The sequence below is a fragment of the Niabella beijingensis genome, assembly GCF_020034665.1.
Classification (GTDB): domain Bacteria; phylum Bacteroidota; class Bacteroidia; order Chitinophagales; family Chitinophagaceae; genus Niabella; species Niabella beijingensis.
Genome location: NZ_JAIQDI010000002.1, coordinates 657,974 through 680,984 on the forward strand (window position 1 = coordinate 657,974; position 23,011 = coordinate 680,984).

A 23,011-nucleotide genomic window follows, 5' to 3' on the forward strand; every position below is an offset into this window, starting at 1 on the left:
GCTGAAATGAAAGAAAAACCTATCTTTGCCACCCACAAAACGGCCCCGTAGCTCAACTGAATAGAGCATTTGACTACGGATCAAAAGGTTTCAGGTTTGAATCCTGACGGGGTCACTTAAAATCAAGGAGTTACATTTTTTTGTAATTCCTTTTTTTGTATGCAGATAATTTGGTATGATCCTTGGGAAATCTGGTAGAATTTTTTAACGGGCATCCTCATTTATAAAACACGTTTTACATGAAAATCGTTTTTTGGGCGTTGGGAAAGCAACACGATACCTATGTGAAGGAAGGGGTGGAAGGGTTTTCCGGCCGTATCGAAAATTATTTTAAACTCGAGTGGGAGCTGATACCGGTACCCAAAGAAGCGGCACATCTCAGTGCCCAGGAACAAAAGAAAAAGGAGGCCACGGTGATCCTGCCAAAGATCGCAAAGGAAGATTACCTGGTAGCACTCGACGAAGGCGGCCGGCAGATGACTTCCGAAGGGCTGGCTGGTTTTCTGCAAAGCCGCGCCAATGCCGGCACTCGGCGCATTATCTTTCTGATCGGGGGCGCTTACGGATTGGATGAAACGGTACAGCGGAGGGCCAATACCTTGTGGAGCCTGTCCCAGCTGGTGTTCCCGCATCAGCTGGTGCGACTGATCCTGGCAGAGCAGGTGTACCGTGCCTGTACCATCATCCGGAATGAAAAATACCACCATTCCTGAATAAATGCCGGATCATTCATCGCAAATCAGAAATAGTCGCTATTTTTAGCCAATGGAAATTACCGTTACGCTTATCATTACCATTATTACTGTAGCCGTTTCCCTTTGGGGATTCAGCAATTCAAAAGTGATCGACAATTTTATTTTTTTTGGTCCTGCCATTTCCAGGAACAATCAATACTACCGCTTTATTACGCATGGACTGATCCATGCCGATCTGATGCACCTGGCATTTAATATGATCGCACTCTATTCTTTTGGGATGGCATTGGAAACCTATTTTTTCCCTGATCAACGTGTCTTTGGAGCGGATGCCCCTTTGTACTTTGCGGGCCTGTATATCGGTGGACTTATTATCGCCAGCATACCGGATTATTTCAAACATAAGGATGACTATCATTTCAGAAGCCTGGGTGCTTCCGGTGCTGTTTCTTCCGTGATCTTTGCCGGCATCTTATTGTACCCGGCAATGCCCATCCGGTTTATCTTTTTCCCGGTGGATATTCCCGGGTGGATCTTTGGCGGATTGTACCTCATCATATCTGCTTACCTGGATCGCCAGGGCGGAGGCCGCATCAATCACGGTGCACACTTATGGGGCGCTATTTTCGGTATCGTTTTTATTATCGTATTTGTCAGCCTGAAGGGACAACTGAACGTTTTCGAAAATTTTATCAACCAGATACGCGGATAGCGGTAACCGTCAGGCATTCTCCTTTCCGATGATCAGAATAGGTATCTGCAGCCGGTGCCGCACATTATTGATGGTACTGCCATAGATAAAATCCTTCAATCCCTTGTGTCCGTGCGCTCCCATTACCAGCAGGTCTGCTTCCTGGCCGGTCACGATCTTCGGGATCTCTCTTGAGGGGATGCCATATCCCAGTTCCCAAACCACGGTATAACCTTTTTTGCGGATCTGTTGCGCATACCCTTCCAGATAGGCTTTGTCCGTTTGAGATTCACTGTCCTTGATCTCTTTGTTATTAAACCGTGCCGCCACACTTTCCACCACATGGATCAGAACAAATTTCGTATGCATGCTTCCCTGTTGTAATGCCTGTGTAATAAGGGCGCTGTCGGTTTTACCAAAGTCCACGGCAACGGCAATTGTACGGTGGTCATTGCTTTTTCCGGTAAGATCAAGCGGGGCAAGTTCCGGGTGCACGGGGGAGGAACTGCTCTTTTGTTTTCTTTGGCTGAGCGGGTAAAAAATGGTGTAGCCCAGCAGGATCAGGATCCCTGTGCCTGCAAGAAGGATCAGCAGTTTCCATCCCCAGGAAGAGGTAGAGGCAAAATAACCAAAGATTGAATCGGTGACCATGCGCCCGTTCAGATAAATAAGTACGGCGGTGATCAGCCATGCAAAGAATTTGGTAAGGGGCCGGATGGTAAACTTCCCCATTGTTGCCCGGTCGCTGACAAAATGGATAAGGGGGATGATGGCAAAGCCCAGCTGCATGCTTAGCACCACCTGGCTGAAAATGAGCAACTGATCCACTTCATCTTCTCCATAAATACCGATCACCAGTATGGCGGGAACAATGGCGATCAGCCGGGTGAGCAGCCGGCGTACCAGCGGATTGATCCGTAATTTCAAATACCCTTCCATGATGATCTGACCGGCGAGTGTACCGGTTACGGTACTGCTTTGCCCGGCTGCGATCAATGCCACTGCAAACAGCTTGGAGGCAAACTCGCTGCCCAGGTGACTGGGCAGCAGCTCGTATGCCTGGCGGATCTCGGCAACATCGGTTCTGCCGGTTTTAAAGAAAATGGTTGCTGCCAGTACCAGGATAGCGGCATTTACGAGGAACGCCAAATTGAGGGCTATGGCACTGTCCCAGAAATTGTATTTCAATGCTTTTTTTATACCATCATCCGTATTCTTGAATTTCCGGGTCTGTACCAGGGCTGAGTGCAGGTAAAGATTGTGGGGCATTACCGTGGCTCCGATGATACCGATAGCGATATACAATGCAGCATCGTTCTGAATGCGGGGCACAAAACCCGTGGCCATTTCCCGGGCATCGGGGGCCGCAATGATGATCTGTACCAGGAACGACATACCGATGATAAAGATCAGGCCAATAACAAATGCTTCCAGTTTCCGCATTCCAAACCGTTGCAACAACATCAGCAGGAAGGTGTCCAGCACGGTAATGAGCACACCATACATCAGGGGCATACCGGTTAATAGCTGAAGACCGATCGCCATACCCAGCACTTCGGCAAGATCCGTTGCTGCGATGGCAATTTCCGCCAGCAGGTAAAGGATGAAATTAACCCCCCGCGGGTAGGTCTCCCGGTTGGCCTGCGCCAGGTCTTTATGCCGTACAATACCCAGCCGGGCAGAGAGGCTCTGAAGCAGCAGGGCCATGAGGTTGCTCATCAGCAGCACCCACAGCAGGCTATAGCCGAACTGGCTGCCGCCTGCCAGATCTGTGGCCCAGTTGCCGGGGTCCATATAGCCCACACTTACAAGGTAGGCCGGACCGAAGAAGGAGAGGATGCGCCGCCATTTGGGTTTGTTGGCAACAGTAGTATCAACAGATTGATGTACTTCGCTCAGCGATATGTCAGAATGATGCTTATTCATGATCCTTTACTAAAATGTTCCGGGATAATTCTTTTGAAATTTGAGTGATGTGTTTGCTGCCCGCCCTGATCTCCAGCGACTGGTCATAGCTGAAACGTTTGCGGATCTCGATAAGTGTGCCGATCCGTATGTTCTTTTCGCTCAGGATCTCCAGGATGGTGGCCGACTGATCTCCGATCTGTACCACCTCCACCGGCGTATGCGCGGGCACTTCCGACAGCAGCCGGTGCTGCGTTTTGATAATATGCCCTTCCTCGTCTGGGATCGGATCGCCATGCGGATCAAAACGGGGGTACCCGAGGAAGGCATCCAGTTTGTTGATCAGGCTGGTGCTGCCTACATGCTCCAGTTCCTCTGCAATATCGTGCACCTCGTTCCAGCTGAACCCGAGTTTTTTTGAAAGAAAATATTCCCAGAGCCGGTGCCGCCGGATGATCATCAGCGCCTGCTTGCGCCCGTTGTCTGTAAGATTACAGCCGTAATAGGCCCTGTAATGAACCAGTTTCTTCTGCTTCAGTTTTTTGAGCATATCAGTAACCGATGCTGCCGCCGTTTTCAGGAATTCAGAAAGATGATTGGTGGTAACCGTCTGCCCCTCCCGTTCGAGGTGGTAAACGGCCTTTATATAATTCTCTTCCGTGGGCGAAAGATTTAATGTCATCTAAATAAAAATTTAGACAAATCTAAAAAAAATAATAGAACAATCGGAATTTATTTTTATAAATATGCCCCGGATTTTGTTTATTTTGTTGAAATAATTCTATGTATGTGTAAATCTTGTTACTGGTTACTGCTATTGGCTGCGGTTGTCCTGGTTGCGTGCGGACAGAAGAAAAAGAAGAAGATGACCGGCGGCGATGCGGTAAATGTGGAGGAGTTTATAGAGGTTTACCCGGCACTGCAGCTCCCCTTTACCTATGCCGACACTTCTTTCCCCGCAACTGAAAACGATTCGGCGCGTATCGCCCCGGAGATCCTGCACCAGTTCATTCCGGACTCTGTCACCCAAAAGGTTTTTGGCCCTGGCGTCCAACCCGGCTATTATCCCGTAGGCGCTGTTCAGGCAGGTAAGGGAGGGGAGTTCTACCTGCTCACAAGAGGGGTGAGCAAGGAACGCAAAGTGTTACTCATTACGGCCCATGATAAGCAGAAACAGTTTATTGCCGGACTGCCGGTGATAAAACTTACCCGTAATACAGATGTTTCGATCTCCATGACGATCGATCAGCGGCTGAATATCAGCAAGGACCTTACCCAGCGGCTGCCCAATGGTATCGAAATCAGCGGTCATGATGTATTTGTGTTCAATCAGGCGGCAAAGAATTTTTCGCTGATTATGACGGATAGCCTTGGAGACGGGTTTACCGAGCTGATCAACCCGATCGATACCCTTCCGCGCAAGCAAAAGTATGCTGCCGATTACAGCGACCGGAAGATGAACCTGATCTCCATACGGGATGGGCAGCGGGAGGGACGTTTCCGGTTTTTTATCCACCTGGAGAAAAACAATAAGGAATGCGTGGGAGAACTGAAAGGGGATGGTGTATTTGTATCCCCTACAGTAGCGGAATACCGCCAGGGAGGAGATCCCTGTGTGATCAAGTTCACCTTTTCAAATAATGGTGTTGCGCTGGAAGAAGTGGAAGGCTGCGGATCCCGGCTTGGGGCGCTGCAATGTTCTTTTAATGGAGAATATCCAAAGAAAAAAGAGAAGAAGAAAACCACCGCCCGGCAGGAATAATAAACAGGAGCGCGGGGTTACCCGGTAACAGGTATAAAAAGCGGTCCTGTACCATACAGGACCGCTTTTATTATGAATACAATGGTTATTTAAAATCGTCCGAGGCAACCCCCTCATTGAGTTTTACCTCTTTCAGGCTGATCGTAAATTCCTGGTTGCCCGCCGGTGTTTGCACGGTTGTGGCGAGTGTGGATGGATAAAGGATCTGGCCCACCTTTTTGTAATCGGAAGTGACCACAGACTGACTGATCTCCTGGCCATCCGTTGTAACGGTGTTGTCCTGTTTTAACAGCAAGCCGGAGGTGACGTCATAAAATTCCAGTGCGGACTTCCCCGTGGGTTTGGTCACTTTTATTTTGTAGGCATCCTTTCCCTCTGTTTTTTCCATTCCCAGCAATTCCAGTTTATAGTTTGCACCGGTGTATTGCAGCTGCGGGATGATGCTGTTCTCATCTGCTTCTGCCACTTCATCAGCGCTCAGTTCTTTTTTTTGTCCCATCTGCATGCTGTATCCTGCCTTACCGTCAAACACCCGTTTCATCACGGTATTGCCGCCCATATTCATTTGCATCAGTGAAAGGTTCGGCGCCATGCTTTTTAATGTAACGTCCAGGTTCATTCCCTGGATGCTCATGGTACCGGTGGCCAGGATCGAAGTGATCTTTTTCCATTCTTCCGCTCCGCCGGTTGCGGTAATATAGTGGTTGATAACATCCTCCGCTTTAACTCCTGTAACCGGCGCTGTTGACGTGCTGGCAGCAGGATCGGCAAAACGGTCGTATTCCTTTACGGGGTAGCCCAGTTTTAAAAGACCCGCTTTCACCTCACCGGCCTTTCCTGTTACAATGATACGGGTATTGTCATAATTGAAATATTTTTTGGCCACACGCAGGATATCGTCGGCGGTTACCGCGTTGATCTTTTGCAGGTAGGTCCGGTAGAAATCTTTTGGTAGTTTATTGGTAAGAACATTCAGGGCGTAAGTGGCAATGGTGGCAGGGTTTTCGGTACCCAGGGCGAACTGTCCGTTGTAGAGCGCCTTGGCATTTTTCAGTTCCTCATCCGATACCTTCTCGGTACGGATGTGTTTGATCTCATTCAGGAACTCGGTAACCGCGCTGTCGGTTACGGCATTGCGTACGGAGGCACTTTCCGAAAAGGCGGCCTGTGTGCGCCCGTTGCCAACACGGGAATAAGCGCCGTAGGTAAAGCCGCGTTTTTCGCGGAGGTTTTTAAAGAGCCGGGCCTCGGCGCCACCACCCAGGATGTTGTTGGCTAGGATGACCGGAAAATAATCGGGGTTACTCAGGGGCAATGAGATCAGGTTGGTAACGGTGATCACAGATTGCACGGCATTAGGAACATCTACCAGGTTGATCTCTGTTTTGGCAGGATTGTTCACCAGGGCAAGCTCCGGCCAGGAAAGCGGTGCGCCTTTCCAGCTGCCAAATGCTTTCTCCGCAAGGGTTCTGGCTTTTGCCGGTGTTATATCGCCTACAAATACCAGGTAACCACGGGAGGGCGTGATGTATTTTTTATAGGCGTTCTTTACATCTTCAAGGGAAAGTGCATTTACACTTGCTTCCGTTTCAAACTCTCCTTTCGGGTGGGTCCTGCCGTATAACAGCGCATTGGTCACCCGGCCTGCAATTGCCTTGGCATCCTTTTCCTGGGCCTTTAAGCCCGTAATGGTCTGTGATTTTAATTTATCAAAGGACTCCTGGGGGAAGGCCGGTTGCTGTAACGCTTCTGCAAAGAGCTCAAAGGCTTTTTCAAAATACCGGTTCAGGGCGGAGACACTGCCGCCAGCTGCATTCAGTGAAACATCAGCACCCATCTGATCCACCGCTTCATCAAACTGCGCCTTTGTCTGTTTTTGCGTTCCTTCATTCAGCATGGCTCCCATCAGCTCTGTTACACCGGCCTGGCTGCCTTCGGTAATAGGGCCGGCATCGATGGAGTAGGTGGCTGATATTTTAGGCACTTTTTTGTTTTCCACTACCAGCACCGTAATGCCGTTGGGTAACGTAAAAGTAGCCGGATCATTTATCTTAATAACGGGTGCCGGCCCGGCTTTCGGGGCATGGGTCCGGTCTATTTTTTGTGCGACGGCAGCTTGGGCAGTAAGTGCGACGGCTGCTATCAGTATATATTTTTTCATTTGTTGTAGATTGTGAGAGGTCAGGTGAAAAATCAATAGTGAATGAGATAGAGATGATCCTACATTTATTTTTTAGGCAGATAATACAGGATCAGCCGTTGATTTTCTCCCAGGTATTTCCGGGCTACTTCGCGGATGTCCTCCCGGGTAATGGCTTTTATCTCGTCCAGCTCTGTATTGATCGCATTGGTATTTCCCTGGAAGGTATAGGCATCGGCCAGGTTATTAACGACCCCCAGGTTGGTGGTATTCTGTCCTACAAAATCATTTTCGGCCTGGTTGATCAGTTTCTGGTATTCCTTCTCGCTGATCAGATTGGTTTGAAGGTCTTTGATCTCCGAATCAATATCCTGTAGCAGCGTATTCAGGGGTGTTGCGCCATTCGGAAGGGCAAATACAATATAACCACCGCCGTTCTCCAGCGAGAGGTTGAAGGCTTCGATCTCCAGGGCTTCCTTCTTTTCATCCACCATTTTTTTGCGCAGGCGGGAGCTGCCGCCACCCGAAAGGATGGAGGAGATGAGGCTGAATGTTTTTGCTTCTTTTGATTTCAGCGGTGCCGAACGGTAGCCCACCAGCAATGCGGGGATCTGGATATTGGCGTCGTAGGCTGTATCGACAACAGAAGCTGTCAGTGGCTGGATCATTTCACCCGGCTGCACCACCGGTGTGCCTTTGGGAACTTCTCCGAAATAAGCCTGCACAAGACTTTTGGTTTTTGGAATGTCGATATCGCCGGAAATGACCAGCGCCGCATTGCCGGGAATATAGTTCTTTTTGAAGAAGGCAATGAATTCATCCAGCTTCGCCTGGTTCAGGTCTTCCATAGACCCGATGGGCATCCATTCGTATACCGTGTTTTTGAACAACCGCTTGGCTACTTCGGCCAGCAGGCCTCCATAGGGCGTATTATCATAACGCAGCCGCCGTTCTTCCTTTACCACTTCCCGTTGTATATTCACGCCGGTGTCATTGATGATGGGATGCAGCATGCGCTCGCTTTCCAGCCAGAGTCCCAGTTCCAGCTGGTTCGAAGGGAATACCTCGTAATAAAATGTGCGGTCAAACGAGGTATTGGCATTATTTTGTCCGCCGTTTGCGGACACATATTTCATGAATTCCCCGCGCCGGATATTGGGAGAACCTTCAAATAAAAGATGCTCAAAGAAATGGGCAAAGCCGGTGCGTCCCTTTACTTCATTTTTTGAACCGACATGATACATGACCGAGACCGCCACAACAGGCGCCGACTTATCCTGGTGCAGGATCACATGGAGCCCGTTGTCCAGCTTGTATTCCGTGAATTCCACTTTCTGCGCGCTGACCGCGCCGGAAGCAACCAGTAATCCTGTCGTCAGACAGGCAGTCATCAACCTTTTTTTCATTTGCGTATTTTTTTTTAATAAAAACGGAAACCGATTAGCGTGTTAAACAGCACAGTTTAAATTGACAATTTTCCAGGCCGAAGATATCACATTTTATTCATAGGCAAAGAGCCGTTGGGGGTATTTTCGGCAGCCGGGTCCGCTGCGGTGTATACCGTACCGGTCAAAAATAAAAGAGAATCACCGCTCCGGGAACATGCAACTATCCTATTTTAGTTGTATCTTGTATTAGCAGATTTGCTTAAACGATTAAATCACCATATATGAAAAAACAGACACGCCCCGTCTTGTCAGCCCTGCTGATCGCCTCCCTGTTTTTTTATTCCTGCTCGCGTCAGCATACGGATGCAGGAAGCACCGGTTCCGACCCTGCAGCCGAGCGGGCTTTATCCGGCAGCGTTGCGTTGGCCGCCCTGGACCTGATGAGCGGCAACCCCATATTGCCGCCCTTTACGGCGGACCCGGATATCCTGTATGCCAACGGACGCTATTATATTTATACCACGGCCAGTGGTCCAACGGTGAATGAGTTCCACGCCTGGTCGTCTGCAGACCTGCTCAATTGGATGGATGAAGGAGTGGTCTTTAACCTGAACACCGTCAGCTGGTCGCATGCCGACGGATGGGCGCCCTGCGTGGTGGCCCGGAATGGTCAGTACTATTTTTATTTTACGGCCAGCAAAAAGATCGGCGTAGCAGTGGGATCCAGTCCTACCGGGCCCTTTACGGATATCGGCGCACCGCTGGCCACAGGCCTGGGTACCGATCCCATCGACCCGATGGCCTTTATTGATACCGACGGGCAGGCCTACCTCTACTGGGGAAATACCACGTTGAATATCCAGAAGCTGAACAGCGACATGATATCATTGACCGGTACCCGGAGCAATACCAAACCTTCCAACTATTTTGAAGCGCCCTATGTCATCAAACGCAACGGAACTTATTATATGATGTATTCGGTAAATGATTACCGCAACAGCGATTATCACGTGGAATATGCCACATCTGCCTCACCAATGGGGCCCTGGACGGTTAAAGGACGCATTACAGCACCCAGCGGTAATATCCTGGGGCCTGGTCATAATGCCGTTCTTACGCGGCCCGGCTGCAGCAGTGAATACTATTTTATTTATCACCGCAGAACCAGTTCCAATGTGGATGAGCGCCAGGTGGCGATCGACCGGATGTTCTTTGACGCTGCGGGAAATATCATGCCGGTGAACATTACCACATCGGGCGTTATCGGCATTACAGGCGCGGCTCCCTGCACCAGTCCCAATCCCGTTGCGAATGGCACTTATGCCATCAAATCGAAAGTGACCACTACTTCAGGACAGGGGCTTTACCTGGATATTCCGGCCTGTGGCACGGGGAATGGTGATGTAAGGACCTGGACCCGGACCAACTGCAACGGGCAGCGCTGGGCACTGACCTACCAGGGTAACGGCTTTTATAAGATCATTTCCCAACAACCTGCTCACAAGTCGCTGGATCTAGATGCCTGCAAACTGGCAGTTGGCACCAATATACAGGTATGGGATCAGCTGAATAATGATTGTCAGCTTTGGCGGATCGAGGATGCCGGCGGCGGCTGGTATCGTATTGTAGCGAAAGCCAGCGGTAATGTGATGGACCTGGCCAACGGCGATCCCACGCCGGGTGCGGATATCAGGTCCTGGTCCTGGAACGGCAGCGACGCACAGCTCTTCCAGTTTGAGCCGGCTCCCTGATCTTAATAATGCATGCGCTTAAATGCTGCTTCCATCTGTGCCGCATCGGAGACCGACAGATCCTCCTGCGTAATGACAATGCGGTAGGTGAATTTCCTGGACTGACCGGGTTGCAATACCAGGTTCAGTGAGTCTGTACCATTGCTGAAGACCGAACGGCCCAGGGGATTGAGGGCGAAGAGGCCATAGCCACGCGCATGCCAGTAGGTAGGGTAGCCCGTGTTGGAAGGGTGATCAAATAGCGCAATGGTGATGGGGGCGCCTTCCTTTTTGCCTTTAAGCATCGCCCAGGTACCCTGGCTGCTCCATACGGAATCACCTTTTTTGCCATTGGAGGCATAGTACATCCCCGTTGGGATGCCGGATCCGGAAGCTTCCACTTTTGTTACCTGCCCCTGGTTGTCGGTAAAGGACTTTGCTTCGGCCGAAGGCATCTCGAGTTCTTTGGCAAGCCGGATGGCAAAGAAGCCATCCTTTACATCTTTAAACACTACCGGCTTATCCAGTGCGGTAAGGGTAGTGGTACGGGTAATGTAGAACCGGTTGTGGATGACCTCAAAAGAATAACCGGTGGTTTCATCCAGGAAGGCTTCTCCTGAATGATTGACCCAGGTGGCTGTAACCGCCAGTGTGGCCTTGTTTTTTGCGGCGCTCTGGCTCAGGATTTTTTTGTGAAGGATGGTGCCATAATGATCTTTCCGGGATGCGGGTATGGCAGAAGAATTGTTCCAGAAATCAATACCGTTCACCGATTCATAGTTCATCCAGATGCCGACATGATGCGGATGGTCTGTAGGCTCACCGGGCAGCGGTTTTACCGGGAATCCTCTTGTTACGGTGATCCCTCCGGGTGTGTTTACAGGATAGAGGAAAGGCTTGGCGATGCTGTCTGTATAACAGTAGGCTGTGAGCAACCGGCCGTTGTATACAATGTCTACCTGTTTCTGTTCCGGCCGGTCGATCAGTTGCAGTCCTTTTCCGGACTGGGCCGCGGCGGAAAGGCTAAAAAAAATGAGCAGGGCAAGAAGGCTTTTTTTCATATCATTTGTTTTGAAGAACCGTTAAGAAGGTCAAAGATAGGAAAGGAGCGGGAAGCATAAATATAAAACTGCCGCCTGCACCTCAGGGGCAAGGGCGGCAGTTGCTGTGGCAAACTAATGTGCTAAAAGCGGTAGCTGACACTGAACCGGACATTGCGGGGCGGTTCGGTCTGGTAATAATAGGCGGGTTTTACCGAGCTCCAGTCGCCATAAACGGAAGGCAGATCATAATAGGAACCGGTGTACAGGTAACTGTTAAGAATATTAAATACATTGAGTGTAAAACGGTACCGGTTCCGGGTGTAAAACAATCCCCCATCCAGTTTAAAATAGTCCGGCAGCTGTTGCCCCTGGGTAGACCACCCGGTGTGCCGGTCGATAAGCGAGGTAAACCCTCCTGATATCCCTAATCCCTGTAATGCTCCTTTCTGTAATTCATAAGAAAGCCAGGCATTGGAAGTGTGTTTTGCATAACCGGGAACGATCTCGCCTACGGTATACGCGCTCGCGGCGCCGGGTGCTACCTCCGTGATCAGGCCTTCGGTAAAGGCGTAGTTGGCGGTGGCCGTAAAGCCGGGAAGGATCGTGCCCCTTACATCAAATTCGACACCCCTGGCCACTTTTTCTCCCAGCACAATGCTGGTGGGCTGGTTGGGATTGGGGTTATCCGGGTCCGCAGTAAGCTCGTTTTGTTTTAGTATGCGGTATACGGACAGCGTGGTCAGCCAGCGGTTATGGAACCAGTTCTTCTTGATGCCGAGTTCGATATTGTTACCGGTAACCGGTTTTATTTCCCCTCCGCCGGTAAGTGTTCCGGTCTGGGGAATAAAGGCCTGATCGTATAAACCATATACGGAGAGGGTTTTATCGATCGAATAGCTCAGGCCAATCCTGGGGGTGAAATGTTTGGCCGTTGAGAAGTCGGTACCGGTGCCATAGATCTGGCTTACATCCGTATAACGGCCGGCAAGCGTGAGCCTTAAGCGGTCGCTGAAAAAAGCCAGCTCATCCTGCACATAAACGCTGGAATAGCGCTGTGTCTGGATGCCTCCGGCAGCGATGGCCCGTTCTTCGATGGGTTTGCTGCGGTCGAAGACCGGGTACCCGTTTACCGGAACGCCATAGTCGGGATTTTCGGGGTCAAACAGGGCGCCCACAGAATCCAGGTCGTGCGACTGCCCCCAGTCTGCATAATACTTTTTATTGGCGGCATCCACGCCTGCAAGGATCCGGTGGCGGACAGAACCGGTGCGGAATTCCCCGTTCAGGAATACCTGGCCGAGGACCATATTGCTTTTGGCATCCCAGAGGCCGATGTTGCGGATCAGGTGACCCGTAGCGGAGTCCATCATGGAGGGCCAGGAACTCATCCCCGCCTGGTTGTAGTTGAAATAGGCGCCCTGTGCAGTGATCTTCCAGTTGGTATTAAAGGCATGTTCGAAGGTGAGGTAACCGCTCTGGTCGTTGATCTTCGTTGGCGGCAGGCCGGGGTTGGTAAGGGTGAAGTTGATGGGATAGGTTCCGTATCCAAACTTTGAGAATACATAGTAGGAGCCGACCTCCGTCATTTTTGCAAACTGCCCGTTATACTCCAGGGTCAGTTTGGTTTTGTCATCCAGCTGGTAGGAGAGTACGGGGGCAATGACATACCGGTTGTTGTATTCAAAATCGCGGTGCGAGCCTTTATTCTGTGCAGCGATATTGAGGCGGTATAGTAATTTTTTGTCCTTGCTCAGGGCCCCGTCCAGGTCCAGGCTGCCCCGGTACAGATCAAAGCTTCCGAGGGTGAGGTTGACTGCTCCTTTTGTAACGCCGGTTGGTTTTTTGGTAACGATATTATACAGGCCGCTGGGATCGCCGTTGGCCAGCATAAACCCGGCGGGGCCTTTTACAAATTCGACCCGGTCCACAAAGCTCATATCTTCCGTAAGCGGACCCCAGTAGGAGGCTACCACATTAAAGCCGTTCCGGAATGCCTGTATCTGCGAACCACGTGCGGTGATATTGGCATAAAGATCGCCCCAGTGCTCCACGCGTGTGGCACCGCTCACATTCCTTACCAGTCCGTCGCTCATGCTGATCACCTGCTGCTGAATCAGGGCCGGCTGATCTACCACCTGTATGTTTTGAGGCGTTTCCAGCAACGGCGTTTTCAAACGCAGGCTTACCGAAGCATGTTCGGTACCTTTGTGCGCGTTAACAAATACGGCATCCAGTTGCTGGGCGGTTTCATTGATGATAAAATCTTCTGTGTATGTTTCATTTGTTGCAATGGTAACGGTCCTGCGCTGGGTGGCAGTTTCAACAGCTGATACTTCCAGGGTCCAGGTACCGGGCCTGATATTTCTTATTTCATAATGCCCGTCCTCATCACTCATTGAACGGGATTGGGTGCCTTCGATGGCTATCGTTATATATTGTGCCGGCTTACCGTCTGAAGTGGTAATAGTGCCTTTTACCTTTCCGGATTGTGCGGCGAGCAAGGTGGTAATAAAAAGCGAACAAAAAAATAACAGGGAATGTTTTTGCTTCATTGTAGACTTGTTTTAAACGGCGCAAATCTATTTTACAAAGCAGGGAATCATTTACGGGATCGGGAAAAAAAACACAGTTTGGTTTTTATTACAATGTGGTTACAATAGAAACGTGTACGCATCGGCACACCGGGCATGAAAAAAGCCGCATCAGTTACTGATACGGCTTTTAATATAAATGATCTTATTGTTCTAGTGCGATTCCGGCTGAACTTTAACGGCAGCCGATTTGCTTCTTTTCAAACCGCCTCTCAGATCTACCAGTACCGGCGCCGCCACAAAGATGGAGGAGTATACCCCGGTAACCACCCCGATCAGCATTGCGAAGGCAAAGCCCCTTACTGCTTCTCCGCCAAATATGAAAAGGATCAGGACGGTAACGAATACAGTGAACGAGGTCATAATGGTACGGCTGAGGGTATCATTGATCGCTTTGTTCACCAGGGTCTTCTGATCCAGGTTCGGATACAGTTTTCCGTCTTCACGGATCCGGTCAAACACCACCACGGTATCGTTCATGGAGAAACCGATCACCGTAAGGATGGCAGCGATAAAGTGCTGGTCGATCTCCAGCGGGAAGGGTACCCAATCCCTTGCATAAGAGAATACGATCAGCGTTACCAGTGCATCGTGCAGCAGGGAGAAGATGGTACCCAGTGAATACCTCCAGTCGCGGAAACGCAGGAAGATATAAACAAAGATGGCCAGTATTGCCAGCACGGTTGCTGTAACAGCACCTCTCTTTAAATCATCAGAGATCGTGGGCAGCACTTTCTTGGTCCCTAGTTTGTACTGCGTATCGAACTGTTCAAATGTAGTGCCCTGCGGCAGATGGTTCTTTAATCCGCTGTACAGCTTGTGCACTACAACAGAGTCTGCCTTTGTTGTATTCGGGTCGGTAATGAGGTAGGAGGTCGTAATATCCAGCGCGCTGGCATCACCTACTGTTTTGATAAAGGGATTCTCATTATCAAAAGCCGCCTGTACATCATCCCGTACTTTTTCTACATCCACTTTTTTACCAAAGTCAACCCGGTAAGAGCGTCCCCCGTTGAATTCCACACCATAGTCAAAACCATGGAAGATGGTGCCGATCGATAACAGCAGGATCACTACTGAGATGGCATAGGCCACTTTTCTGAATTCGATGAACTTAAACGCACTGTGTTTGAAAATACTGCGGCTGAGGCTTGTAAAGTATTTCAGGTGATGATTCTTGTTGGTGAACCAGTCGGTTACCCAGCGGCTTACCAGGATCCCGCAGAACAGAGACAGCAGCAGACCGAGGATCTGTGTGGTCGCAAAACCTTTCACCGGTCCTAACCCGAAGTAATAAAGTATGAACGCGGTGATCAGCGTGGTTACGTGGCCATCCAGCACGGGTGCCAGCGACCGGTTATAACCGTCATTGATCGCCGATATATAACTCTTGCCCTTGGTAAGCTCTTCCTTGATCCGTTCGTAAATGATTACGTTACTGTCCACGGCCATACCGATGGTAAGCACCAGACCGGCGATACCCGGTGCGGTCAGTGTGGCTCCCAGACCGGCCAGTACCCCCACCGTAAACAGCAGGTTCAGGATCAATGCAATATTTGCTACCCATCCGCTGGTATTATAGTAGATGAGCATTAAGATGAATATCACTGCAAAGGAGATGGTAAAGGACATCAATCCACCTTTAATCGCTGCTTCCCCAAGGGTGGGACCAACGGTCTCATCGGATACGATCTTGGCAGGTGCCGGGAGTTTACCGATCTTAAGAATATTGGCAAGGTCCTTTGCTTCTTCTGCGCTGAAGCTGCCGGAGATACTGGACCGGCCGCCTTCAATAGCATCATTCACCACCGGCGCGGAATAGACCTGGTTATCTACCACAATGGCGATGTGACGGCCTTTATTGGCCCGGGTCATATCTGCCCAGATGCGGCTTCCTATGGCATCCATCTCAAGTGATACATTGGTCTTACCGGCCTGGTCGTAATCAGCACCGGCATTGGTCACGTGCTCGCCTTCCAGTTTGGCCTTGTCGCGTCCATAGGTTTTGATCGCATAAAGCGCCACCATATTGCTTTTCTTATTGCCTACTTTTTCAGGAGTGCCGTACATCCATGCGATCTCTGAAGGGAACTGCGATTTCAGTGCCGGCGCGGTAAGCATGGCGCGTACTTCGGCGGTATCTTTAATATTTACCTGTCCGATAATTCCATAGTCAGCAAGATTTCCCTGCTGGTCAACAGCTGGTACCAGTAAACCCCATATGTGTTTCTTCAGTTCTTCCTGCTGATTGTTGGCAGCATCTGCTTTAGGGGTGTTCTTGTCCTTGCTGGCCAGTTCTTTTAACTGGTCCTGTAATTTTTTAGCGGTATCTGTAGTGGCCACAGCGGCTGAATCTGCCTTTGGAGCAGCGGCTACAGCCGCAGAATCCTTTTGGGCACTGCTGTCTTTGGCAGCTTTGCCGGATTGCTGTGCAAAATAGATCTCATCTGCTTTCTGAAGATTGGGCCATAACTCTGAAATATTGTATACTTCCCAGAACTGCAGGTTGGCAGAGGCCTGAAGGTTCTTGCGCACCCGCTCTTTATCCTGAACACCGGGCAATTCAACAGAGATGATCTGTTTGGCAGGGTCGGGGTTAATGCTGGGCTGGGCCACACCAAATTTGTCAATACGCGTAGTGATCAGCCGGGCAGTATTGTCAAAGGCAGCCTTGGCCTGGTCCTGAAGGAACCGTGTTACCTTGGCGTCGTTGTCGGTCACTTTCAGGCTTTCGCGGTTGGCCGTAGCGAACAGGGAAGCCAGCGGGGTATTCGGACTCAGCTTTTTAAATTCTTCAACAAAGAGGGTAATAAAGTTGGCATCGCTGTTTCCTTTGCGTTTATCGGCATTTTCCAATGCCTTTAAAAAGTTGGGCTCTTTTGAATTGTTGGCAAGCGTTTGCAGCAATCCGCTCATCTCTACTTCCATCGTAACGTTCATACCACCCTGCAGGTCAAGACCCAGGTTCAGCTCTTCTTCTTTCGCTTTCTGATAGCTGATGGCACCGGTAATCCCGTAGGTGATGGTTTCATCTTTGGTGCTGTCTTTTAAGCGGGTCAGGCGATCGTTGTAAAACTGGGTCAGCTTTTCCTGGTACACCTCCTGAGAATCCTTATTGGAGGGGTATTTTTGGGCAGCGGTCTGGTAATTTGCATTTACATAATTGTGCGCAATTTTCTCCAATTTCTTTTCGTGGTTGCGGACAAACCATGTAAATGACAGCTGGTAGAGTGAGTAGATAATAAGTAAGATTGTAAAAAATCTAACCAGTCCTTTGAGTTGCATACGTATTTGTTATTTAATCTTTGGTTCCTCTTTAAATTTAAAGGGGGCAAAGATAAGGTTTATAGACATATAGTGGATTTGGTTTTATAAACGGTTTTTCTGCTGTAGAAATTTTTGCTTAATGGCTGTTTTTATAGAATATTTCGATTTTTTGAGATTTTGAGTTCGAAGCTGTCTTTGTAACCCCTAAATTTGCGTGAATTTGTTTAAAATTAATCCATAAACGTTTAAAATGTCTTTATCTTCTCTTTTACAGCGTTTTAGTGAACCGGAAACGCTGAAAATGGCCAAATTAGGCCGCGAACTGAGGGCCCAGGGAATCGATGTGATCGACCTGAGCCTGGGTGAACCTGATTTTGATACGCCCCAGCATATCAAGGACGCCGCAATAAAGGCCATCAATGATAACTGGAGCCACTATTCTCCCGTAGCCGGCTTCCCGGATGCCCGCGAAGCAGTTTGTACCAAGCTGAAGAGAGACAATAACCTGGATTACAAGCCGGAGCAGATCGTTATCTCCACCGGTGCCAAACAAAGCCTGGCCAATGTGATCCTGGCTTTGGTAGACGATGGTGAGGAAGTGATCATCCCGACACCCTACTGGGTAACCTATTCCGAGCTCGTAAAAATCGCCCGCGGCAAGGTAGTGGAGATCCGTACCACGGTGGAACAGAAACTGAAGATAACTGCAGCCGACCTGGAAAAGGCGGTCACACCCAATACAAAGGCCTTCCTGTTCTCTTCCCCCTGCAATCCTTCCGGCGCGGTGTACAGTAAGGAAGAACTGGCCAGCCTGGTAGAAGTGTTTAAAAAGCATCCGCAGATCTATATCATTTCTGATGAGATCTATGAATATATCAACTATGTGGGAAAGCATGAGAGCATTGCCCAGTTTGATGCCATCAAAGACCGCGTAATTGTGGTGAACGGACTGGCAAAAGGATTTGCGATGACCGGCTGGCGTATCGGGTACACTGCTTCTACGGTTGAGATCGCAAAAGGAATGGAGAAACTGCAGGGACAGATCACCAGCGGAACGAACACGATCGCACAAAAAGCAACGGTAACCGCCCTCACTGCAGATCTGGCACCATCCATTGAGATGACAAAAGAGTTTACACGCCGGAAACAACGCGTAATGGAACTGATCAGCGATATACCGGGCATCACCTGTACGGAACCTGATGGCGCCTTCTATATTTTCCCGGATATGACAGCCTACTATGGAACATCTGACGGAGAAACTACCATTAAGGACTCAGCAGACCTTTGTATGTACCTCCTCAACAAGGCGCATGTATCTTCGGTAATGGGTGCTGCTTTCGGAGAGCCTAACTGCGTGCGCTTCTCATTTGCGAACAGCCTGGAGAAGATCGAGGAAGGCTGGAGCCGCATTAAGAAGGCACTGGCATTACTGAAATAAAAGAGCTGGTATAACCCTATTAAAAAGGACGCTATGAATGCGTCCTTTTTTTATAAGATTAAACCGCCCGCGATTCTGTTATTAGCAGACGGCCGTTGCAGCTTATGATTTTTGCCGGGATTCTCTCTGTATTTTAGTAATTTTAAGTGCCGGATTTGAGAAAAAGTTGGTCTGCATTCCCATTACTATTTTATGAAAATCGTCCTTTCCTATGGTTTGCTTTTAGTAGCCGGGCTGTTGTTTGTGCCGGCAGGTAAGGTATTTCCGCAATCCGGCCAGCCGGTACGGATGGAGGCTGCGGCAGTACTGCGTCTTCCGGATGGTAAGGCAAAAATGGATTCCATTATCGCTTTTACCCTGCGCAACCGGAAGAACAACCTGATGGACACGCTCTTCAAAGCAGGATTTGAACTGATAAAAAGGATCAGCTATCCGGAGGCAGAGGCCCGCCTGCTGGATGCCTATGGCGTTTATAACCGTGATTTCTCAAGGTATGCGCTGGCACTGGCGAATCATAGAGACAGCAGAAGCCTGGCGCGCAAACTGGGGGATATTAAAACTGAGATCCACGCGACCAATAATATAGGGGTTGTTTACAGAAGACTGGATGAAAACGGCAAGGCCCTCACTTATCATATGGAGGCTCTGCGGCTTGCGGAGAAAGTGGGGGATGATTACAGTGCCAGCGTTTCCCTGAACAGTATCGGTAACATTCATATTGTGCTGGGAAACTATAACGATGCGATCACGTATTTCCGGAAAAGCCTGCCCATCGCGCAGAAGGCCAACAACATGCTGGGCATGGCCATGAACTATAACAACATAGGGGAGGCTTATGAGTTTATTGGCAGACTGGACTCGGCCGACAAATATTATAAAGAGTCCTTATTCTATAACGAAAAGATCAGCAATCATAAAGGGATCGCCATCTGTTATAATTCTATCGGGAATGTACTGCGGAAACAAAACAGGATTGCGGATGCCCTGGTATTGTTTGAACGTGCCAAGCACATCACCGATACCCTGGGAGACGGATTGTACAGCGCCAATAACTACAATAACCTGGGGAACGCCTACCTCTCGCTGCAACGCTACGGCAACTCCCGGGAAATGTTTTTTAAAGCGCTGGAGATCGCCCGTGGGATCGGCACAATGACCGAGATCAAAAGTGCTTATGAAGGATTGATGAAACTTAATGAGACCACCGGCCATATGGATTCTGCACTTCTGTACAGTAAATTGTTTAAGCAATACAGCGATAGTATTGTAACGGAAAGCAATAACCGGCATGTACGGCAGATGGAAGCTATTTATGATACCGAGAAAGAACAGTCACGGATCACTTTTCTGGAAACGACGCGGAAGAATGACCGGATCTTTCTGTTTGGCGCCCTGATCCTTTTCCTGCTCATCTTAACATCGGGGATCCTTTACTACCTGCGGTACCGCCTGCTGGAACGCAACAAGCGCCTCAGCCAGGAGCTGGAGATCCGCTCCCAGATCGCCTCCGACCTGCATGACGATATGGGATCCAGTCTCAGCAGCATTCATATCTTCAGCGAATTGCTGCGGAAATCAGGTACCGATAAGGAAGCATTGCTGTCCAAGATAGAAGCCAATGCCAAGGACACACTGGATGCGCTGGATGATATCATCTGGCTGGTGAAGCCTTCCAATGATAAGTTCAGCAATCTTTGCCAGCATATAAGAGAATATGCGGTGCCGATGTTCGAATCAAAAGGTATCCGGTTCGTGGTCGATTTTCCGGATGCGATCTCCGAGATTCCCCTGCCGATGGATACCAGGAGGAATGTGTTCCTGATCGTAAAGGAATCGGTCAATAACCTGGTCAAATATTCACAATGCACGGAGGCTTCCGTTATTGCCCGGGATGAGGAAACGGTGATCTCTTTTGCTATAAAAGATAACGGGATCGGGTTTGATCCGGATAAATTGACGGACCGGAATGGGGTAAAGAATATAAAAGCGCGAGCACAGAAAATGAACGCGGAGATCAAGATCACCACAACCCCTGGTCAGGGAGTGCTTGTGGAATTCTGGGTAAAAAAAGAGCATCCGGTTGCTGAAGTATCCCGGAGACCTAATGAGTTATAGCCGGTCACCGGCGGCGCTGAAATTTCCCTGAATTGTTAATCGTATAGCGTTCCAGAGGCCCGTTGTGCACCTCGTAGCCATCAATGTTTGTAAATGTGCGTGTATAAAAGCTGCCGTCTTTGTCTACAAAAATAATTTTATTGCTTTGAACAGCCGTGGCCGAGCTTTCATATGCCGTTAGCGTATCACAGATCTTATCCCCCTTTACCGTAATATAGTATGGATTGAAAAAACGATCATCCTGGCGCACCAATATTCCAAAAATACTAAAACCATTTATTCTGGGCAGCTGTATGAACCCGTACGCCCGGCCTTTTCCGGGAATGCTATCCAACACCTGCGGAATCGTTAAGGTAGAGAGAGTCGTATCCTGATCTGCATCTTTATTAAAAGCAATCATGTCAAAATAGGGTTTGCTGAAACGGATGCTGTCTTTATCGGATAAACCGGCTTTTCGTAAGGACGTTTCCAAATAGCCTCCCCCGCAATACCATTGAACTGGAAAATGAACCTTTTTAAGTGCGGCTGTTCCATAAGGAAGTTGTACCTTTTTGGAATGGATTTCCAGTTCCTGCTCCAGGGATCGTTCCTTAACAGATTGCTGCGCATATATGCAACGCACCAGGCCAATGATTGCAATAAAGAGGCAGAGGAGCTTATTCATAAATATCGTTGATAATTACAAAATCAAAGATATGCAAATGATTGTTGTGCCGGGGAGTGGTTGTATTTGTAGAATGGGGCAGGATAACCGGGATGTTGTCCTGTTCCGATTGATTTAATCTGTTTGAAAAACTCTCAGATCGTGCGCGTGTAAAGCCAAAATCATATAGTATGTTCCGTAGTATGACCATTTTGTCATAGTCGAAATCTGCATTTTGCAATCTGGTATTATTCCCGTCGCCCGTATAAGTGAGCAGGTTCAGATCACCGGCAAGGCCGTTTACGTGTTCAGCACTGGGATAGCAGGAACCATCTTCATAAGAAAAACCTTGTGAAACGATATAATGCGTATGCCCTTTTTGACGAAACTCTGCTAAAGCACCTAAGAAGCCGGCAAAGAGTTCCGGCTTAATATACCGTCTGCGGGTATGCTGAAAGCCAAACCGTATTAGTGTACCCTCCCGGTTATAATTTAAAGCTTCAAAGATCTGGGCGCCCGTGCCCGCAGTTGCCAGGATATCCATATCCAAAAGTCGTATTGTATCGCCCTGTCCGGAATACCAGATGTCGCCTGCGGTACCCTTACCCAAGGTTCCGTTCTCATATATTAATAGTTCCGTTGCATCAATATTTTCCCCGGCGGTACGATTTGCTGTGTAAGAGATGGTCCTTGTTAGTGCGCCCCGTTGTGCTTCGGCGGGTATTCTCCCGCGATCCCGGTGTTTGGGCGCTGCATTTGTAATCGTACGTTCGGCAATCGTATGCTGACTGTCATTCTGATCATAATAATAAAAAATGGCGTTATCGGTGTTATGATTTTTCACCTGGGCAACGCGTTTCCGCACATCCTGCTGCACCGGTAAAAAATTGTACTGATTATCACCGTGATAGCTCTCGAAAATATTCCGGTTGGCAATGCGTATTGCCTTCCCTGTCTCGTTTAAAAATACACCAGGCTCCGATTGCTCTGTGCCTTCGTTTTTAATGGCACAGGGTTGTTTATTGGCGCATTCAATATGTAACTGTACACCGGCAGTTGCTGTTCCCAAGCGGTTGCTCCATTCGTCAAACTCCCGCCGGGTAGAAGGTCGTATCTGTACTTTTATGATCGCTTTATCTGCATGTGCTGATTCCAGGTTCGTATAATGGGCGTGACTTCCGTCCCGGTTGTTTAAAATATCAAAATTGCCAACGGTGGCAGAAAGGGTGGTAGTGGCGGCAAAACTTCCATCAGCCCGGCCCTGCATCAATCCAAGCGCCTCCGTAGCCCCGCTGAGGTTCTGGTCAGTTGGCTTTATTTGGACATTCACGGTTGCAGTCCTTATATTTTCTGTTTCTATTACCAAATAAACCGTTTTTCCCAATGGCAGGTCGTAGGGGAGGTTTGTATTGTCATGAATTGTCTGAGGATGGCTTTCATCTATCCGTGAAAAAGTCAGGGTAGCCCCATCCTCTGTAACTTTCTTTACTGCAAAATAGGCATCTTTGATCCGCCTGGTCACTCCCGCATGTGGTGTAAGGGTATTCGGCGATGCTGTTTGCCCTGTATTGGTAATTGTAATTGTTGCTCCTGCCATAGA

Annotated in this window: 15 protein-coding genes and 1 tRNA gene; 7 read left to right on the plus strand and 9 right to left on the minus strand. The window is 49.1% G+C overall.

The genetic code is table 11. The annotated features are described in order from the left end of the window. Window positions 1–41 precede the first annotated feature (41 nt). The 3 genes from K7B07_RS18870 (at window position 42) to K7B07_RS18880 (ending at window position 1,407) form a co-directional block, all read left to right on the plus strand. Window positions 42–115 (plus strand) — tRNA-Arg (locus K7B07_RS18870). A 124-nt stretch (window positions 116–239) separates the two neighbouring features. Then, complete coding sequence (locus tag K7B07_RS18875; RefSeq protein ID WP_223712087.1) at window positions 240–713, plus strand: 23S rRNA (pseudouridine(1915)-N(3))-methyltransferase RlmH; 474 nt, start codon at window positions 240–242, stop codon at window positions 711–713. Between the two features lie 52 nt (window positions 714–765). Further along, window positions 766–1,407: a rhomboid family intramembrane serine protease gene (locus K7B07_RS18880; RefSeq protein WP_223712088.1), complete on the plus strand. Its 642-nt coding sequence runs from the start codon at window positions 766–768 to the stop codon at window positions 1,405–1,407. Window positions 1,408–1,416: 9 nt separating this feature from the next. Here the strand turns inward: K7B07_RS18880 and K7B07_RS18885 are convergent, their stop codons facing one another. Next, on the minus strand, window positions 1,417–3,312 hold the full coding sequence (locus K7B07_RS18885) for an Nramp family divalent metal transporter (protein ID WP_223712089.1): 1,896 nt from the start codon (window positions 3,310–3,312) through the stop codon (window positions 1,417–1,419). Continuing rightward, complete coding sequence (locus tag K7B07_RS18890; protein ID WP_223712090.1) at window positions 3,305–3,973, minus strand: metal-dependent transcriptional regulator; 669 nt, start codon at window positions 3,971–3,973, stop codon at window positions 3,305–3,307. The genes K7B07_RS18885 and K7B07_RS18890 overlap by 8 nt, the downstream gene beginning before the upstream one ends. A gap of 105 nt (window positions 3,974–4,078) precedes the next feature. On the opposite strand from K7B07_RS18890, the gene K7B07_RS18895 reads away from it, so the two are divergent. Beyond that, complete coding sequence (locus tag K7B07_RS18895; protein ID WP_223712091.1) at window positions 4,079–5,053, plus strand: hypothetical protein; 975 nt, start codon at window positions 4,079–4,081, stop codon at window positions 5,051–5,053. 85 nt (window positions 5,054–5,138) lie between these two features. Here the strand turns inward: K7B07_RS18895 and K7B07_RS18900 are convergent, their stop codons facing one another. Continuing rightward, complete coding sequence (locus K7B07_RS18900; RefSeq protein WP_223712092.1) at window positions 5,139–7,214, minus strand: insulinase family protein; 2,076 nt, start codon at window positions 7,212–7,214, stop codon at window positions 5,139–5,141. Window positions 7,215–7,279: 65 nt separating this feature from the next. After that, a complete protein-coding gene (locus tag K7B07_RS18905) occupies window positions 7,280–8,599 on the minus strand; it encodes a M16 family metallopeptidase (protein WP_223712093.1) in 1,320 nt (439 codons plus the stop codon). A gap of 263 nt (window positions 8,600–8,862) precedes the next feature. Here K7B07_RS18905 and K7B07_RS18910 point away from each other — a divergent pair, with 263 nt between their 5' ends. Further along, window positions 8,863–10,332 (plus strand): family 43 glycosylhydrolase, encoded by a 1,470-nt coding sequence (locus K7B07_RS18910; protein ID WP_223712094.1) that lies wholly within the window; start codon window positions 8,863–8,865, stop codon window positions 10,330–10,332. A 2-nt stretch (window positions 10,333–10,334) separates the two neighbouring features. Here K7B07_RS18910 and K7B07_RS18915 read toward each other — a convergent pair whose 3' ends face one another. From K7B07_RS18915 to secDF, 3 genes are all read right to left on the minus strand, one after another. Further along, window positions 10,335–11,372, minus strand: a complete 1,038-nt coding sequence (locus tag K7B07_RS18915) for a DUF6807 domain-containing protein (protein ID WP_223712095.1) — start codon at window positions 11,370–11,372, stop codon at window positions 10,335–10,337. Window positions 11,373–11,494: 122 nt separating this feature from the next. Continuing rightward, window positions 11,495–13,906 carry a TonB-dependent receptor gene (locus K7B07_RS18920; protein WP_223712096.1) on the minus strand — a complete coding sequence of 804 codons (2,412 nt, stop codon included), beginning with the start codon at window positions 13,904–13,906 and terminating at the stop codon, window positions 11,495–11,497. A 192-nt stretch (window positions 13,907–14,098) separates the two neighbouring features. Then, a complete protein-coding gene (secDF, locus tag K7B07_RS18925; RefSeq protein WP_223712097.1) occupies window positions 14,099–17,230 on the minus strand; it encodes a protein translocase subunit SecDF in 3,132 nt (1,043 codons plus the stop codon). A 232-nt stretch (window positions 17,231–17,462) separates the two neighbouring features. Between secDF and K7B07_RS18930 the strand changes: the two genes are divergently transcribed. After that, window positions 17,463–18,653 carry a pyridoxal phosphate-dependent aminotransferase gene (locus tag K7B07_RS18930; protein WP_223712098.1) on the plus strand — a complete coding sequence of 397 codons (1,191 nt, stop codon included), beginning with the start codon at window positions 17,463–17,465 and terminating at the stop codon, window positions 18,651–18,653. A gap of 192 nt (window positions 18,654–18,845) precedes the next feature. Continuing rightward, window positions 18,846–20,768, plus strand: coding sequence for a tetratricopeptide repeat-containing sensor histidine kinase (locus K7B07_RS18935; protein ID WP_223712099.1), 1,923 nt, complete (start codon window positions 18,846–18,848; stop codon window positions 20,766–20,768). 4 nt (window positions 20,769–20,772) lie between these two features. On the opposite strand, the gene K7B07_RS18940 is transcribed toward K7B07_RS18935, so the two are convergent. After that, a complete protein-coding gene (locus K7B07_RS18940) occupies window positions 20,773–21,432 on the minus strand; it encodes a hypothetical protein (RefSeq protein ID WP_223712100.1) in 660 nt (219 codons plus the stop codon). Further along, window positions 21,425–23,008: a hypothetical protein gene (locus tag K7B07_RS18945; protein ID WP_223712101.1), complete on the minus strand. Its 1,584-nt coding sequence runs from the start codon at window positions 23,006–23,008 to the stop codon at window positions 21,425–21,427. Before K7B07_RS18945 ends, K7B07_RS18940 begins: the two co-directional genes overlap by 8 nt. Between the last annotated feature and the right edge of the window lie 3 nt (window positions 23,009–23,011).

Bases quoted from the DNA above. Each gene is read 5' to 3' on its own strand.
- K7B07_RS18910 (WP_223712094.1), top strand. From the start codon at position 8,863: ATGAAAAAACAGACACGCCCCGTCTTGTCAGCCCTGCTGATCGCCTCC.
- K7B07_RS18875 (WP_223712087.1), top strand. From the start codon at position 240: ATGAAAATCGTTTTTTGGGCGTTGGGAAAGCAACACGATACCTATGTG.
- K7B07_RS18885 (WP_223712089.1), bottom strand. From the start codon at position 3,312: ATGAATAAGCATCATTCTGACATATCGCTGAGCGAAGTACATCAATCT.
- K7B07_RS18895 (WP_223712091.1), top strand. From the start codon at position 4,079: ATGTGTAAATCTTGTTACTGGTTACTGCTATTGGCTGCGGTTGTCCTG.
- K7B07_RS18915 (WP_223712095.1), bottom strand. From the start codon at position 11,372: ATGAAAAAAAGCCTTCTTGCCCTGCTCATTTTTTTTAGCCTTTCCGCC.
- K7B07_RS18905 (WP_223712093.1), bottom strand. From the start codon at position 8,599: ATGAAAAAAAGGTTGATGACTGCCTGTCTGACGACAGGATTACTGGTT.
- K7B07_RS18900 (WP_223712092.1), bottom strand. From the start codon at position 7,214: ATGAAAAAATATATACTGATAGCAGCCGTCGCACTTACTGCCCAAGCT.
- K7B07_RS18940 (WP_223712100.1), bottom strand. From the start codon at position 21,432: ATGAATAAGCTCCTCTGCCTCTTTATTGCAATCATTGGCCTGGTGCGT.
- K7B07_RS18880 (WP_223712088.1), top strand. From the start codon at position 766: ATGGAAATTACCGTTACGCTTATCATTACCATTATTACTGTAGCCGTT.
- K7B07_RS18935 (WP_223712099.1), top strand. From the start codon at position 18,846: ATGAAAATCGTCCTTTCCTATGGTTTGCTTTTAGTAGCCGGGCTGTTG.
- K7B07_RS18890 (WP_223712090.1), bottom strand. From the start codon at position 3,973: ATGACATTAAATCTTTCGCCCACGGAAGAGAATTATATAAAGGCCGTT.
- K7B07_RS18920 (WP_223712096.1), bottom strand. From the start codon at position 13,906: ATGAAGCAAAAACATTCCCTGTTATTTTTTTGTTCGCTTTTTATTACC.
- secDF (WP_223712097.1), bottom strand. From the start codon at position 17,230: ATGCAACTCAAAGGACTGGTTAGATTTTTTACAATCTTACTTATTATC.
- K7B07_RS18945 (WP_223712101.1), bottom strand. From the start codon at position 23,008: ATGGCAGGAGCAACAATTACAATTACCAATACAGGGCAAACAGCATCG.
- K7B07_RS18930 (WP_223712098.1), top strand. From the start codon at position 17,463: ATGTCTTTATCTTCTCTTTTACAGCGTTTTAGTGAACCGGAAACGCTG.